The sequence below is a fragment of the Paenibacillus hunanensis genome, from assembly GCF_034055775.1.
Lineage (GTDB): Bacteria > Bacillota > Bacilli > Paenibacillales > Paenibacillaceae > Saccharibacillus > Saccharibacillus hunanensis.
The window spans coordinates 4,059,403-4,074,377 of sequence record NZ_CP139194.1; the positions used below are offsets into that span (position 1 = coordinate 4,059,403).

Genomic DNA, 14,975 nt, shown 5'->3' on the forward strand with positions numbered 1-14,975 from the left:
TAAATATATCGTTTTAGCCCTTCCTTGTCAAGACCCTCACACCATTCATGTTGCTTCATCGCTATAGATACCTGTATAACCGTACTCACTTGTTATCCCCTTACTGCTCCGCTTCACCTTTACGATCAAATAAAAAAGAGTATCACCGAATGATCGGCGATACTCTTTAGCTGTGCTAATTACCCATTTCTTTACAATAGAAAGAAATGGAGGATAATACTGTGCCAGCCTTTACAAGCGATAAAAGCCTTATCAGACGCCCTCAGTAGCGATATAAGCGACGTTTAACGACGAACCGGTTGATTGGTCGTTCTACCCTTTTTCTCGCGTACAGGCGGTAATAGACGGTCTGGGTTTACGGTACGTACAATCTCCCATGTGGATGGATCGTCATTATCGTATTTTTCCAGATAGCCGATCACTTCCTTCGTAATCGGTGTTGGTGTAGACGCACCTGCGGTCACCGCTACTCTGGACTTGCCCTTCAGCCATTCACGATCCAGCTCGGTAATATCCGAAATTCGATATGCCGTTACACCGGCAATCTGCTCGGATACCTGCGCCAGTCGATTGGAGTTATTACTGCGCGGATCACCAACAACGATTACCAGCTCCGCCTGTCCAGCTTGCTCCGCAACAGCCTCCTGACGCACCTGAGTTGCAAGACAAATCTCATTATGCACCTCAGCACCAGGGAACTTCTCCAACAGCTTATTCATAATATGACGAATATCCCACTGGCTCATCGTGGTCTGGTTGGTGATCAGAATACGATCCGCCTGTACGTTCAGATCAGCGATTTCCTCTTCCTTCTCAATCAGATGCACATGCTCCGGGGCAACGCCAATCGCACCTTCTGGCTCAGGATGATTTCGTTTACCGATATAAATGATCTCATAGCCTTCGGCTGTTTTATCACGAATCAGATCGTGGGTGCGAGTCACATCAGGACAGGTCGCATCAACCGTAGTTAATCCCTTTTCACGAGCGATCCTGCGCACTTCTGGCGATACGCCGTGAGCGGTAAAAATAATCGTACCACTCTCGACCTGATCAAGAATATCCAGTCGGTTCGGGCCATCCAGTGTAACGATGCCTTGATCTTCAAAAGCTTTGGTCACATGACTGTTGTGTACAATCATGCCTAGTATATAAATCGGGCGTGGCAGATCAGGATTCTGCGCAGCCTGTTGTGCGATAACCATAGCGTCAACGACACCATAACAGTATCCACGTGGCGCAATTTTTACGATTTCCATCTGGGCTAGACACCTGCTTTCTCGGGTTTGCTCATAATAGCCATACCCATTCATTATAACGTATTCTGACAACAACAGAAAGGCACCGCCTGCGAAGCCGGTCACTTTATTCCGATTTCGCTGGGCTGTGCCTGATCGTACTCGCTTACATTGTACATGTAAGGAGCTAGAGTGTCGTTGATATTACTTTTCTGATTGTTGATTACTTTTCTGACGATTGCTTAGGATTGATTTAGGATGGAGTCTCCTGATAGTACAAGCTGCTTTTGGAGTGACGTGTCGCTAAAGCTGCAAGTCCTACTCATTGTACAGTGCCTGCTTACTCGTACTGTACTTTTTCATTCGTACCGTAATTTTTTACTCACACTGTACCTGTTCAATCATCGTGTAATTGTTCATAGTTACTGGTATGGTCACTCGTCACCCGCACTTTTATCGGCAGGAGGCTCTTCCCTATCCGGTTTCTTTTTGATCGGCTTGAGAATCGTTTTTTTTGGCTCTTTTTTCGGTTGCTCTTTCTTCGTCTCCGGCAGATCCAGCACTTCCTCGCTATCCGGCAAGCGCTCTGGCAAAATTTCACCTTCTACCGGAACAGCTGCCAGCGGAAGCCAGATCACAAACGTCGTGCCTTTGCCTTTAGCTGTAACGACTTCTACGGAGCCTTCATGCGCATCAATAATCCATTTGGCGATCGATAGACCGAGTCCGGTTCCTGGCGTTACACCACGCGATTCATCTGCACGATAGAAGCGCTCGAAAATATGTGGAACCTCCTCCTGATCCATACCGATTCCTGTATCGCTAATACGCACACCAATCTGCTCTGGATAAATGACCGTATCCAGCGTCACTGTGCCTTCTGGCGTATACTTAAACGCATTTTCGATAAAGATAAACAGCATCTGCTGTAAATAATCTTTATTCCCGTACACAAAATATTCATGCAGCTCCGTCATATCGGCAGGCTTCCATTCGGCACGATGCGGAATAAACTGCGCTCGGCGCACCACTTCCTCCAGCAGCTCACCCGCAGGCAGACTATCCTTAACAATCGTCTGTCCAGCATCTGCGCGTGCCAGCGATAGCATATCGTTGACCAGCCTGCTCATTCGCTTCGCTTCGTCAGCAATATCGTTGATCGCCTCCATCGACAGCTCCTTGAGCATATGCTCATCCAGATGCGGCGCTTCGTCCGGCTTTTTGTTCCATGCCTTTTGCAGCAAATCAACATTCCCGCGAATCGTTGTGAGCGGTGTACGCAGCTCATGAGAAGCGTCCGAGACAAAGCGACGCTGTGCAGTATACGCCTCTGCCAGCTCCTTATAAAACACCTCGGTACGCCCAAGCATCCCGTTAACCGTACTGATTAGCTGACCGATCTCATCCGATGGCCCATCGTAATCGATACGTACGCTCAGGTCTTTTCCATTTTGAATCTGATTCGCTGCCTTGATCACCTTGCCGATCGGCGCCATCGATTTACGCGCCAGGAACAATCCGAGTGTAAAGGCAATAAACAGCGTTGCCAGTGAGCCGACAATGAGCGTAACCCGTAGATCATCAAAGAGCTGGTTAGAATCGGTCATATCGGCTGCAATGATCATCACGCCTAGCAGCTGATTCGGATTAGTGGTGGAGAAAATGCCCCCGTAGGCAACTAAGTATGAGCGTCCATTATAATCAACCTGTTGTAGATCACTTGGAATTTTATCAGGAGCAGGTACGGTGAGAAAGCTCCCGTTATACGAATGCTCGCGTGAAGCATCGGTATAATTACCAATTTTGATTCGAAATCCCGATTCCATCAACCGATAATAATCCTTTACCGATGGCAGCAGATCCACATGCCCCTGACTATCAGGAACCCCTGCTGATACTTGAATCCGATATACCTGATCCAGCAGCCGGGTACGCAGCTCCTGATACGTATTAAAATAAACAAACGCATAGATTGCTACACTGAACAGCATTAACGTCACCGCTAATATGCCAGAATACCATACTGTTAGTCTTAAGCGTATTGACATACTGTCAGTCCCTTCCTTAGGTGTTGCTTCTCAAAATGTAGCCTGCCCCCCGAATGGTTTGAATCAGACGCTTGCCACCATGCTCTTCTGTCTTCTGGCGCAGCATCGCAATATATACTTCGAGTACGTTGGATTCGCCGCTATAGTCATAGCCCCAGATTTTATCCATAATCAGATCACGGGAAAGCACACGCTTCGGATTTTGCATGAACAGATGCAGCAGCTCGAATTCCTTTGCAGTCAGTTCCAGTCGTTGACCATCACGTGTCACCTCACGTGCATCCGCATCCAGCGTCAAGTCTTCAAACGACAAACGATTTGTATTGGATGAATCCGCATCCGGTTTACGGCGCAGCAAAGCACGCACACGCGCAAGTAGCTCCTCCAGTGCAAAGGGCTTCACCAGATAATCATCCGCACCTGCATCCAGTCCACGCACCCGATTTTCCACTTCATCCTTCGCGGTCAGCATCAGAATCGGCACGGAAATTCCCGCTTCACGTACACGGCGACACACCTCGAATCCATCCACCTGTGGCATCATCACATCCAGTACCATCAGGGCAGGATCATTTTCCAGCATCTTATTCAAGCCTTCCGCTCCATTGGAAGCCGTCAGCACCTCGTATCCTTCAAAAGCCAATCCACGCCGTAGCATGGAGATAATCTTTTCATCGTCATCAATAATTAAAATAGTTGGTCTCATCGCGGCTTCTCCTTTGGTCAACGTTCTTAGATCGATCACTGGTTCTATTGTATCAACGAAATGCATTTTACACTACTTCCTGTATACAATCACACAAAAGGCGGAAAGGATATCCCTTCCGCCTTTCATTTATATAAACCGGCTATGATCTTCCAGCCGGATCATGGAGTGAGTCGAGATTATTGTCCGCCTTCGTTATCCGAACTACCGATCGAGTTTTGATATTGATTGCGATCGCCAATTTTCACTTTCAGATCCATTTTCTTACCATCACGGATGATATTCACCGTAACAGTATCGCCCACTTTGAGCTTCTGAATCGCAGTGATTAGATCCTGACTGTTGGAATACGCCGTGCCGTTAATACCTGTGATTACATCATACGAGCGCAGATCAGCTTGATATGCAGGTGATCTGTACAGCACTTCGGTTACGACGGAGCCACTTGTTGTATTAATGCCCAGCTGTTGCGAAATTTCAGGTGTCAGCGTCATCAGCGATGCACCGATAAATGGTACAGGTGTTGCTGGTACTTCTTTGCCTGTTTTCAGGTTTTCCACTACTTTGGCTACAACATTAGACGGAATCGCAAAGCCGATACCCTGTGCATCCTGGCTCACAGCGGTATTAATACCGATAACCTGCCCATTCATGTTCAGCAGTGGGCCACCGGAGTTACCAGGGTTGATGGACGCATCGGTTTGCAGCAGATGTTGATAGTTGGTCGATTGACCGTTCTCTTCATCCGAAGCGGTAATGCTACGTTCCTTCGCACTCAGTACGCCAGCAGTAACCGTGTGGTCAAAGCCCTGTGGGTTACCGATTGCAACGACCCAGCTACCGATTTCCATATTGTCGGAGTTACCGAGCGAGATGTAAGGGAAGTCTGTTTGACCCTCAGTTGGCTCAATTTTCAGCACAGCCAGGTCAAGATCAGTGCTCTTACCCATCAGCTTCGCTTCATACGGTGTTTTGTTGTTTTCCAGTGTTACTTGAATCACATCGGCATCACCAACTACGTGTGCGTTGGTCAGGATATAACCGCTCTTATCGAAAATAAAGCCAGAGCCGATACCGAGTGGAGTTAATGAACCGGAAGAGCTGCTACCGCCACCATTGCTGGAGCCGCCGCCACTACCGCCGCTTCCGCTTCCACCACCGTTACCGAATTGATCACCGAAGAAGAAGCGATACATCGGATCATTGTAGTACGGATTGTTACTAGTACCACCACCGCTACCAGAGCGGGAATTGGAATAAGTTTCGATTTTCACGACAGCTGGACTAGCCTTTTTCACTACGTCCGCCACGTCAGCGGAGCCGACTGGCAATGCTGCCTGTGTCACTGAGTTGCTTTCGGTAGGTGTTGTCGTTGTCGTTGCTACAGTGTTCGACGTCGCCGCAGCGTTGCCGCCAGTGAACAGGTTCGCACGATCTGCGCCGTACATTCCACCTGTCATAATAATCATGCCGGCGAGCACAGAAGCTACAATCGTCTTGACCGGGCTTTTTGGCTTGTTGTACTGGAATTGCGGCTTACGGTTGTTGCCATCGTTACCACCAGTGCCACCACCATTGTAGCCATTGTAACCGCCATTTCCGTTACCTGAGCTGTGTAGCTGATTCAGTGGGTCCTGTTGTCCACCACGTGGTGTATTGTTCAGATCCGAGCTGTAGATCGGGCGAGTCGGTGCAGGAGGCGTTACTTCAACCTGTGATGGAGATGGTGTCTGTGTTGCAGGACGTTCCTCGTTGCCCTCACGACCATCTTTGTTAAACGATTGAAATGGGCCGTAGGAATAGTAGTGCGATTGTTCGTTGCTTGGTTCGTTCGGCGTAGAGTTTGCTGTATGATTGTTTTGGCCGTCACCAGACATGCCGTTGCTCAATTCATTTTTGTTCTTATCTTCCATGAAGAAAACCTCCCAGATTCCCATGATATGAATGCATTGTGTATGCCATGTGTGTGTAACTCATTTGGTACATTGTTATATTCGCTTATTAACCTTAACTTCACATTAAAATCAATTAAAAAGAAAATAAATCCTTGCCGTCTCGTATTGCACTCGCTACCATTCCTGCGTAAAACAGCAAAAAACCGCCAGATTCGGCGGTTGCACGATATGTAAAGCATAAATTAAACCGGATAGAACATAATTTATATATAAAATGGAGCATTAACGGATGGCATATCGCATTGGCATAGTAGGAAGAAAATACTCAGGTCTGACTGACCCAGCCCTTACGATGGGCAAAGATCGCCAGCTGCGTCCGATCTTCCAGCTCGCATTTCATCAGCAGATTGCTTACGTGCGTTTTGACCGTTTTGATGCTGATATGAAGCTCCTCTCCAATCTCCTTATTGCTCAGCCCTTCGGCAATGAGCATGAGCACCTCGCGCTCACGTCCGGTCAGGTCTGACGCTTCCTCCTGTGCCGTACTTCGCTGACGAATCCCGCGTGTGAGCGCCTGTGAAATATCACCGGTCATGACCGGCATACCGCGACTTGCCCCTTGCAGCGCATAGATCAGCTCCTCCGCCGACACCGTTTTTAAAATATAGCTAACGGCGCCTGCCTCAATCGCCTCTACAACCAGATCATCCTCGATAAAGCTGGTCAAAATAACAATTTTCAAATGCGGATATCGGTGTAAAATATGCCGCGTCGCTTCCACTCCGTTCATGACCGGCATCATCATATCCATCAAAATCAAATCCGGCTGCACGCCATCGATGCTCTGCTCCAGCAGATCGATGACCTCCTGTCCATTCGCTGCCTCGGCAATCACTTCAAATCGTTCATCCAGCATCAGGTAGGTTTTCAGCCCCATCCGTACCATATCATGGTCATCTGCCAGCAATATTTTGATCTTGTCCACCTTCATCCGCTCCCTTATACAATATGTCGAACTTCGGAATATGGATGCGGATCGTCGTGCCCGCACCAGGCTTGCTAATGATCTCCGCCTGTCCGCCAAGCTTTTCCGCGCGTTCTGCCATAATGGTTAATCCGTATGAGCCCTGCTTGTGCACGCTCATATCAAAGCCGCGCCCATCATCGCTAATATGTAAAGCGACATGATGAGACTCCTCTTGCAGCGATAGGCTGACAATGGAAGCCTCAGCATGCTTGACGATATTCGCCAGCGCCTCCTGAATAATGAGAAAAAGCTGACGCTCTTTGGCCTCAGTCAATTTTCCCGCTAGTTCAATATCCTGTATTCCCTTCAATCCATTATGTCGGCAGTAATCTGGAAACCAGGTGTCCAGCGCCTCAGATAGCGAACGACCCTCCAGCTCCATCGGGCGAAGCTGGGTGATCAGCGCTCTCATTTGCTTTTGCGCAAGCTGCGACATCTGGATTAATTGCTCCATCACGATACCTGCCTGCTTGGGATTGATCTCCAGCACTTTTGGAAGCGAGGATGCGGACATATGGATCGCGAACAGCTGCTGGCTCACTGAATCATGCAAATCGCGAGCCATGCGGCGGCGCTCTTCCAGCACCGCCAGCTCTGCCTCACGTTCACGCTCAATCACCTCACGCTCGCCCAGCTGCTGCAAAATGCGCATCTTCCGCTCGACCGTGCTCATCATTTCATTAAATTCCTCATGTACACGGTTGAACGATTCATCCTCAATCGGCTCCAGACGCGTGCCAAAATTCCCTTTGGCGACCTGAGTCATTTTCAGATGCACATTATCGATGCGGCGCTGTACACGCTGTCCGGCAACATAGCCCGCAGTCAGCCACATGGCGATTAGCCCGATCAGATAGTAATACCATTTCTCTGGCAAATGGAGGAGCTGATAGTCCTTTGTCAGCATCACGTAGATCGTAATCGTCGTCAAAATACTGACGGTGCTGAAAAAGCCGATAAGCTCCCATTTGATATTTTTGAACCATTTTGTCCGCATTGTCGTTTACCCCACCCGGTTGATTCGAATGTCTCCAATAAACACGTTCACTGTAATCTCAACACGCTTGCCTGTCGTATCGGCTTCGCTCGTCTCACCGCTCAGACGATTCATCATGCCATCGCTATTACGGTTCAAAATGTCCATATCACCGATAAACGAATTGCCTTCTGCCTTGAAGCTCACTTCAACACCACTCGGGATAAACACCTTCACATCACCGATAAAGGCGGAAATATTAATGCGCGTCTTTCCATAAGGAATCTGCGCACGCGTCAGATCAAGCATCGTATCGCCAATAAAATGAGAAATATTCATCGGCTTCAGTTCAAAATAATCTTTACCGATATGCACATCCCCAATAAAGCTGGAGCGTTCCTCGGCATCGACGCCTGCACCATAGCTAGCATCGTACTCGCTGCCATATTTATTATTGTAGGCTTGGTGATCGCTCTTGAATTGCTTTTTCCACTGGTCATGGTGCCACTGCTTCTGATGCTTCATATTGCGAATATGCTCTTTGAAATGCTGCTTATTCTGCTTCCAATGGTCTGCATGCATCGAGCCATATTGACGGAACATCGGGTCTTGATCTGGACGGCGAGCGTGTAACGGTTCTTTCCGCAAATTCGGTCCATGTCCAGGCTGCCCCTCAGATGGCTCTGGTCGGCTACCAAATGAAGCGTGATCGGAAGCTTCTGCCTCATGACGCTGCTCAGCGCCCTTAGCATACTGATGACCCAGCTTCTCATCGAACAGATCATCAAGTGATGAAGGAGCCGGCGGTGGTGGAGGTGTAGGCGGTGTATACGTAGAAGAACCTGGCATGCCATCACTACCGTTCATACCTGAATAATCATAGTTTTGACGGCGCTTGTGAGATTTCCCTTTGCCTGACATCAGACGGAAACCGAAAAACACCAGCCATAACGGAATCATCAATCGAATCAGATCACCGATCGAATAATCATAAAAGCCAAGATTGCGTCCAATAAAATACACACCGAGAATCGTCATAATCCAGCCACCCACATCACGCTTGCATTTGAACAATAGCTCATTCAAGCCGATCTCCAGCAAAATCAGGGGCCATAGCATAAATATTACGTCACGTACTCCAAAATCGATAAGCTGTAATCGATCCAGCAGAAACACCAGTCCCAGACCGATCAAGCTAAGTCCCCAGAACGTCTTGCGGAACATATGTCTATTCATGCCGTTTCCTCACTTTCTTATTCGGCCGCTTGGACAAGGGTACTTGCCCTCGCTTGCCGTCACCGATGTTTACGATACATTCAGTGTAAATGAATATGGCTGCTCGCCATAGCGGCAACAGAATGAAATCGGTCTCGGTCTCGGGACCGATAGACAGTCAAAAATAAAAGCATCGGCGATATTCACCGATGCTTTTATTATAAAGGAAATAGTAACCAGTTACAGCGCATTTGGCATAAATCGCTACCTATTCCTATAAATATTTATTGCTGTATATCCAGATGAAGCGATGCCGCCATCGAATGGCCTACCGATTTCACTTAGAAAATTGTACGATCTGCAATCTCGTTACGCAGCAGCTTCGCTGCTTCTTCCAGTGGCATCGAGCCGATATCTCCCTCGCCACGTTTACGTACGGATACGCTGTTCGCGTTCATTTCATTTTCACCGATAACGAACATGTACGGGATCTTCTCCAGCTGTGCCTCACGGATTTTGTAGCCCAGCTTTTCGTTACGCAGGTCTGCTTCTACCATCACACCGCTCAGACACAGCTCATCTTCAACCTTGCGAGCATAGTCATCAAATGCAGTCGATACCGGAATAACCTTCGCTTGTACGGGAGCCAGCCACAGTGGCAATGCGCCAGCAAAGTTCTCCAGCAAGAAGGCAGTGAAGCGTTCCATTGTGGAAATCACACCACGGTGGATAACGACTGGACGGTGCTTCTGTCCATCATCACCGATATATTCCAGCTCAAAGCGCTCAGGCAGCAGGAAGTCGAGCTGTACTGTGGACAATGTTTCTTCCTTGCCCAGTGCAGTACGAATCTGCACATCGAGCTTCGGACCGTAGAATGCTGCTTCGCCTTCGGCTTCGAAGAATGGCAGATCCAGATCCTCTACAACCTCACGCAGCATGCGCTGGGACATTTCCCACATTTCATCGTTCGGGAAATATTTCTCTGTATCCTGTGGATCACGATACGACAGACGGAAGCGATAATCGCTAATACCGAAGTCTTTGTATACCTGTTGGATTAACTGGATAACACGTGCAAATTCATCTTTAATTTGATCAGGACGAACAAACAGGTGAGCATCGTTCAATGTCATCGCACGTACACGATGCAGACCAGTCAATGCGCCGGACATTTCATAGCGGTGCATCATACCCAGCTCAGCGATACGGATCGGCAGATCACGGTAGCTGCGCAGATCGCTCTTGTACACCATCATATGGTGAGGACAGTTCATTGGACGCAGAACGAGCTCTTCATTGTCCATTGCCATAACCGGGAACATATCTTCCTGGTAGTGCTCCCAGTGACCAGATGTTTTGTACAGCTCTACATTACCGAGTACAGGTGTGTATACGTGGCTGTAGCCCAGCTTTTCTTCCAGATCAACGATATAACGCTCCAGTGTACGGCGCAGTTTGGCACCATTTGGTAGCCAGATCGGCAGACCTTGACCAACCAGATTGGAGAATGTGAACATACCCAGCTCTTTACCCAGCTTACGATGATCACGCTTCTTCGCTTCCTCCAGGAAGTGCAGATGCTGCTCCAGCTCAGGCTTTTTGTTAAATGCAGTTCCGTAGATACGTTGCAGCATTTTGTTTTTGCTATCACCGCGCCAGTAAGCACCTGCCACGCTCAGCAGCTTGAATACTTTCAGCTTGCCAGTCGATGGAACGTGTGGCCCACGACACAGATCGAAAAACTCGCCCTGATCGTAGATCGTAATGATGCTATCTTCTGGCAGTGCTTCGATCAGCTCGATTTTGTATGGATCTTCCAGCTCGCGGAAAATGTCCAGTGCTTCTGCACGGCTCACTTCACGACGTGTGATCGGCAGATTTTCGTTGACGATACGCTCCATTTCCTTTTCGATCTTTTGCAGATCTTCCGGATTCAGAGAATGCTCAAGATCCATATCGTAGTAGAAGCCGTCTTCGATCACCGGGCCTACGCCAAGCTTCACTTCTTTTGCACCAAACAGACGCTTTACTGCCTGTGCAGTCAGGTGAGCTGTACTGTGACGAATCACTTCCAGACCGTCTGCGCTGTCTGCGGTTACGATCTCAACCAGTGCACCGTTATGCAGTGGTGTGTTCAGATCAACGACGATGCCGTCGAGTTTACCTGCTACTGCATTTTTGAACAGGCTTTTGCTAATGGAATTGGCTACATCGCCGATGTTGTTGCCTTCCTCATATTGACGGAGCGAGCCGTCAGGCAGTTTGATTTCGATTGCCATCATAAATCTTCCTCTCTGTACATAGGTTGGATTGAAGCTGTTCTGTTGTTCCCCTGTATGGACAGCAAAAAACGCCCGTCCCGGTAAAGGGACGAGCGTTATATACGCACGTGGTTCCACCCTGATTCGATTCCACACCTCACATGACAAAAAAGCATGTGCAGAATCCTTCATTGAACATCCGTTAACGGAGATGAACCGATGATGCTTACTGCCATCTGTGCTAAAAGGCACACTATGGGTTCAATATCATTGCTCCAAAGGGGTAAACAACAATCGTCAACCGAAGGAAATTCCAGCGTGAAGTCTTTTCCTCTCTCTGAACTGGACGGTATTGATGTTCATGTCTTTGTCATTGCATGGGTTGGTATGATCAGCTTTGCTTTCATCATTATAGAAGTGTGTCGCATGTACGTCAAGGGTTAGCTTTTGCTGCATAATTGGGAGATGTGGCAACCATCACTTCCGGGAAGGAATAAGGGGACGGACTCCGGTATCGCCCAGGAATCTACGAATATGGAGAGAATGTAGATTCCCGGGCTCAAAGGTCGTCCTTTCCCCTTATTTCCTTCCCTCCGTTCCGTACTGCTGGCGTCATACGAATTGTATATAATACAATGACCTAGCTAAATCGTGATATACTACTGCTTCGGATTTAGCATTTAAACGTTATTCAAATGTGATCGACTTGATCGGATTGCCTTCAAAGTCTTTGACGGTGAAGGTATCGTTGTCCAGAATGCCGTAGGAATGGGGATAGTCTTGTTTCGGTAGTGCGATGGAGCCCGGGTTGAGGGTGTAGATGCCATTTTTAATATCGGCAACAGGAATGTGGGTATGACCCTGAATGAAGATGTCGCCGGGGCGTAAGTTGGGCAGGTTATCGATGCTATAGCCGTGACCATGAGTGACGTAGATGCGGCGTGTTCCAGCATATAGTTGTACATAGTCGCCCATCATTGGGAATTGTAGCAGCATTTGATCGACCTCTGCGTCGCAGTTGCCGCGGATGCCGATGATTTGATGTTTGTGAGCGTTGAGGGCATCGGCTACACCGGCAGGGTCATAGCCTTCGGGTAGCGGATTGCGTGGGCCGTGGTACATGTAATCCCCTAGCAAAATGAGCTGGTCGGGTTGCTCGATGGCGACTTTTTCCAGTGTGCGGTTTAGCCAGTGTAGTGAGCCGTGAATATCGGAGATGAACATCCATTTCATCGTTTATCACTCCTTGTTCGATATGTAGTCTCTTCTAAATGTAGTTCCTTCTGGTCAGGAACAGCTTTATAATTTAACTGTAGCATATTGAAAATAGAAATCGAGAATAAAAAAGGAGGATTTCAATGCATGTATCTCTTGAAGAGCGAGAAACGCCTTATTATGCTGTGATCTTTACGAGCAAGCGTACAGAGGGTGATCATGGTTATGGGAAAATGGCGGATACGATGGTGGATATGGCAGAGCAGCAGCCTGGTTTTCTCGGTGTGGAGAGCTATCGCAATGCTGAGGGTGCAGGGGTGACGATCTCGTATTGGAGTGATCTGGAATCGATCCGCAATTGGAAAGCGAATCCGGTGCATCAGCTTGCGCAGCAGCAGGGCAAGCAGCAATGGTATGATCAGTATTCGGTAAAAATATGTAAGGTAGAGCGTACATATTCATTTGAAGCATAGTGGGTAAGCTGGAGCATGTTGGTTAGCTGGTTAGTTGGATGTAGTGTGTATGAGATTAGTGCTATTTGTGAGGTTACTATTATTGGGATGACTATGGTATTGCTACTTTGTCATGAGATGGGTGCTAGGACCATCAATTCATTTTGATTATGCGTATACGCTCTCTCGGATAGTAACTTCCCCTCATCTGTATAAAATATATAAAAGGCGCTACGATTCCTTCGCTGGAATGGTGGCGCCTTTTGAATGCGATCTATACTTGTGACTACGATCTCTACTGATCGATTAGTTCTGCATAATGAAGTCACGTTGGATTTTGTAGCTTTCATCATCAAATATTTTGAGGATGTTGTATTTGGTGTCACGCTGTGCTGGAATTTTGCCAGCGGCACGGATGATATCTAGCGTTTGCTCGATATTTACCTTGTGCGTTGTACCCGCGGCAGAAACGACATTCTCTTCCATCATCGTGCTACCGAAGTCATCGCAGCCGTATTGCAGCGACAGCTTGCCCACTTCAGGGCCCATCGTTACCCATGATGATTGGAAATGCTTGATGTTGTCGAGTACGATGCGGCTAATCGCAACATTTTTCAGGTATTGCTCTGGTGTTTGCTTTTCTGCCTTCATGTTGGTGTTATCTGGCTGGAATGTCCAGGAGATAAATGCCAGGAAGCCCTCGGAGTCGTAGCCATTGCGGATACACTCATCCTGTGCGTCACGCACACGCATCATATGCAGCGCGCGCTCCTCAAACGATTCACCGAATCCGATAACCATCGTTGCGGTTGTGTTCATGCCGACTTTGTGTGCCGTCTGCATCACATCCATCCAGTCGCGCCATGAGCCTTTCAGACGACTGATTTTACGACGTGTACGGTCATCCAGAATTTCACCACCACCACCTGGCAGCGAATCGAGTCCGGCTTCATGAATCGCACGAATCGTATCCTCCATCGACAGACCGGATAGCTTTTGCATTTTCATAATCTCTGCTGGAGAGAAGGAATGCATCGTGATGTTCGGGAAATGCTGTTTAATTTTGCGCAAAATGTTCAGGTAGTACTCAAATGGCAGATCAGGATTGACCCCGCCCTGCATCAGAATCTCCGTACCCCCTACATCCTCGGTTTCTTGAATTTTTTGCAAAATCGTCTCGTCTGGCAATACGTAGCCTTCCGGTGAACCCGGACGACGGTAAAAGGCACAGAAACGGCAAAATACGTCGCAGACATTGGTATAGTTCACGTTACGACCGATGACGAATGTAGTGATCGGATCAGGATTTTTGCGAATCATGAGCTGGTTCGCTACATGACCCATTTTCTCAATCTCATCCGATTCATATAGCGCAATTGTATCTTCCACATCAAGGCGTCCGCCTTGCAGCGCTTTGTCCAGAATACGATCTACTGTATTCATATGATAGCCTCCTAATCGATTCAGGCACCAAAGGTTGATGTCGAACAGTCAATTTGAATATAGGTTGATGATGGGATAATGCAATGAAGCCACATGTGTACCCATCCTTAAAAATTGAAATAATTTCATAACGGCATGTACTATCGTAACATATTTCACATTTTAAAAACAGGCATGGAAGTGGCAGGTTGGTGATTTTTTGTAAGATGGTTGGGAATGATAGATATTTAAAAATGGAAGTGTATACGTTCGAAAATGTTTATCTAACAACCAGCAAGCTGTAGTACGATGTTAAAAAATATCAGCCTCTATACTAACCGCCTCATTTGCCCACTTCTATAGCTAAAGCAGGCTCCTGTATGGAGCCTGCTTCGATAATATCACTAATCGCTATATATGGATGCCCAGACATGTATACCATTCATATTGCCCATGAACTTGAAGGACATACCAGAGCAAACCTACTGCTATTCAGTCAATAACTATTGACTTAGTA

Annotated in this window: 11 protein-coding genes; 1 reads left to right on the plus strand and 10 read right to left on the minus strand. The window is 47.7% G+C overall.

Annotation, left to right across the window (positions count from 1 at the left end):
• Positions 1–284 precede the first annotated feature (284 nt).
• The 9 genes from SK066_RS16490 to yfcE form a co-directional block, all read right to left on the minus strand.
• Positions 285–1,259 carry a 4-hydroxy-3-methylbut-2-enyl diphosphate reductase gene (locus SK066_RS16490; RefSeq protein WP_188773872.1) on the minus strand — a complete coding sequence of 325 codons (975 nt, stop codon included), beginning with the start codon at positions 1,257–1,259 and terminating at the stop codon, positions 285–287.
• Positions 1,260–1,672: 413 nt separating this feature from the next.
• The gene (locus SK066_RS16495) at positions 1,673–3,286 is read right to left on the minus strand and encodes a sensor histidine kinase (RefSeq protein ID WP_320542295.1); all 1,614 of its coding nucleotides are present in this window, start codon (positions 3,284–3,286) and stop codon (positions 1,673–1,675) included.
• A gap of 16 nt (positions 3,287–3,302) precedes the next feature.
• Positions 3,303–3,992: a response regulator transcription factor gene (locus tag SK066_RS16500; RefSeq protein ID WP_188773870.1), complete on the minus strand. Its 690-nt coding sequence runs from the start codon at positions 3,990–3,992 to the stop codon at positions 3,303–3,305.
• Between the two features lie 179 nt (positions 3,993–4,171).
• Positions 4,172–5,905 carry a S1C family serine protease gene (locus SK066_RS16505; RefSeq protein WP_320542296.1) on the minus strand — a complete coding sequence of 578 codons (1,734 nt, stop codon included), beginning with the start codon at positions 5,903–5,905 and terminating at the stop codon, positions 4,172–4,174.
• Positions 5,906–6,212: 307 nt separating this feature from the next.
• The gene (locus tag SK066_RS16510) at positions 6,213–6,878 is read right to left on the minus strand and encodes a response regulator (RefSeq protein ID WP_284446165.1); all 666 of its coding nucleotides are present in this window, start codon (positions 6,876–6,878) and stop codon (positions 6,213–6,215) included.
• On the minus strand, positions 6,841–7,911 hold the full coding sequence (locus SK066_RS16515) for a sensor histidine kinase (protein ID WP_188773867.1): 1,071 nt from the start codon (positions 7,909–7,911) through the stop codon (positions 6,841–6,843). The genes SK066_RS16510 and SK066_RS16515 overlap by 38 nt, the downstream gene beginning before the upstream one ends.
• Positions 7,912–7,917: 6 nt before the next feature.
• Positions 7,918–9,126 carry a cell wall-active antibiotics response protein LiaF gene (gene liaF / locus SK066_RS16520; protein WP_320542297.1) on the minus strand — a complete coding sequence of 403 codons (1,209 nt, stop codon included), beginning with the start codon at positions 9,124–9,126 and terminating at the stop codon, positions 7,918–7,920.
• Between the two features lie 320 nt (positions 9,127–9,446).
• Positions 9,447–11,387: a threonine--tRNA ligase gene (gene thrS, locus SK066_RS16525; protein WP_320544906.1), complete on the minus strand. Its 1,941-nt coding sequence runs from the start codon at positions 11,385–11,387 to the stop codon at positions 9,447–9,449.
• Between the two features lie 669 nt (positions 11,388–12,056).
• Entirely contained in the window at positions 12,057–12,602 is a 546-nt protein-coding gene (gene yfcE, locus SK066_RS16530; RefSeq protein WP_320542298.1) for a phosphodiesterase, read from the minus strand.
• Between the two features lie 125 nt (positions 12,603–12,727).
• Here yfcE and SK066_RS16535 point away from each other — a divergent pair, with 125 nt between their 5' ends.
• Entirely contained in the window at positions 12,728–13,057 is a 330-nt protein-coding gene (locus tag SK066_RS16535; protein ID WP_320542299.1) for an antibiotic biosynthesis monooxygenase family protein, read from the plus strand.
• A gap of 285 nt (positions 13,058–13,342) precedes the next feature.
• On the opposite strand, the gene mqnC is transcribed toward SK066_RS16535, so the two are convergent.
• Entirely contained in the window at positions 13,343–14,479 is a 1,137-nt protein-coding gene (gene mqnC / locus SK066_RS16540) for a cyclic dehypoxanthinyl futalosine synthase (RefSeq protein ID WP_320542300.1), read from the minus strand.
• Positions 14,480–14,975: the final 496 nt, after the last annotated feature.

Excerpts from the sequence above, each read along its gene's own strand:
- SK066_RS16515 (WP_188773867.1), bottom strand. The coding sequence starts at position 7,911 with ATGCGGACAAAATGGTTCAAAAATATCAAATGGGAGCTTATCGGCTTT.
- yfcE (WP_320542298.1), bottom strand. The coding sequence starts at position 12,602 with ATGAAATGGATGTTCATCTCCGATATTCACGGCTCACTACACTGGCTA.
- liaF (WP_320542297.1), bottom strand. The coding sequence starts at position 9,126 with ATGAATAGACATATGTTCCGCAAGACGTTCTGGGGACTTAGCTTGATC.
- thrS (WP_320544906.1), bottom strand. The coding sequence starts at position 11,387 with ATGGCAATCGAAATCAAACTGCCTGACGGCTCGCTCCGTCAATATGAG.
- SK066_RS16500 (WP_188773870.1), bottom strand. The coding sequence starts at position 3,992 with ATGAGACCAACTATTTTAATTATTGATGACGATGAAAAGATTATCTCC.
- mqnC (WP_320542300.1), bottom strand. The coding sequence starts at position 14,479 with ATGAATACAGTAGATCGTATTCTGGACAAAGCGCTGCAAGGCGGACGC.
- SK066_RS16535 (WP_320542299.1), top strand. The coding sequence starts at position 12,728 with ATGCATGTATCTCTTGAAGAGCGAGAAACGCCTTATTATGCTGTGATC.
- SK066_RS16490 (WP_188773872.1), bottom strand. The coding sequence starts at position 1,259 with ATGGAAATCGTAAAAATTGCGCCACGTGGATACTGTTATGGTGTCGTT.
- SK066_RS16510 (WP_284446165.1), bottom strand. The coding sequence starts at position 6,878 with ATGAAGGTGGACAAGATCAAAATATTGCTGGCAGATGACCATGATATG.
- SK066_RS16495 (WP_320542295.1), bottom strand. The coding sequence starts at position 3,286 with ATGTCAATACGCTTAAGACTAACAGTATGGTATTCTGGCATATTAGCG.
- SK066_RS16505 (WP_320542296.1), bottom strand. The coding sequence starts at position 5,905 with ATGGAAGATAAGAACAAAAATGAATTGAGCAACGGCATGTCTGGTGAC.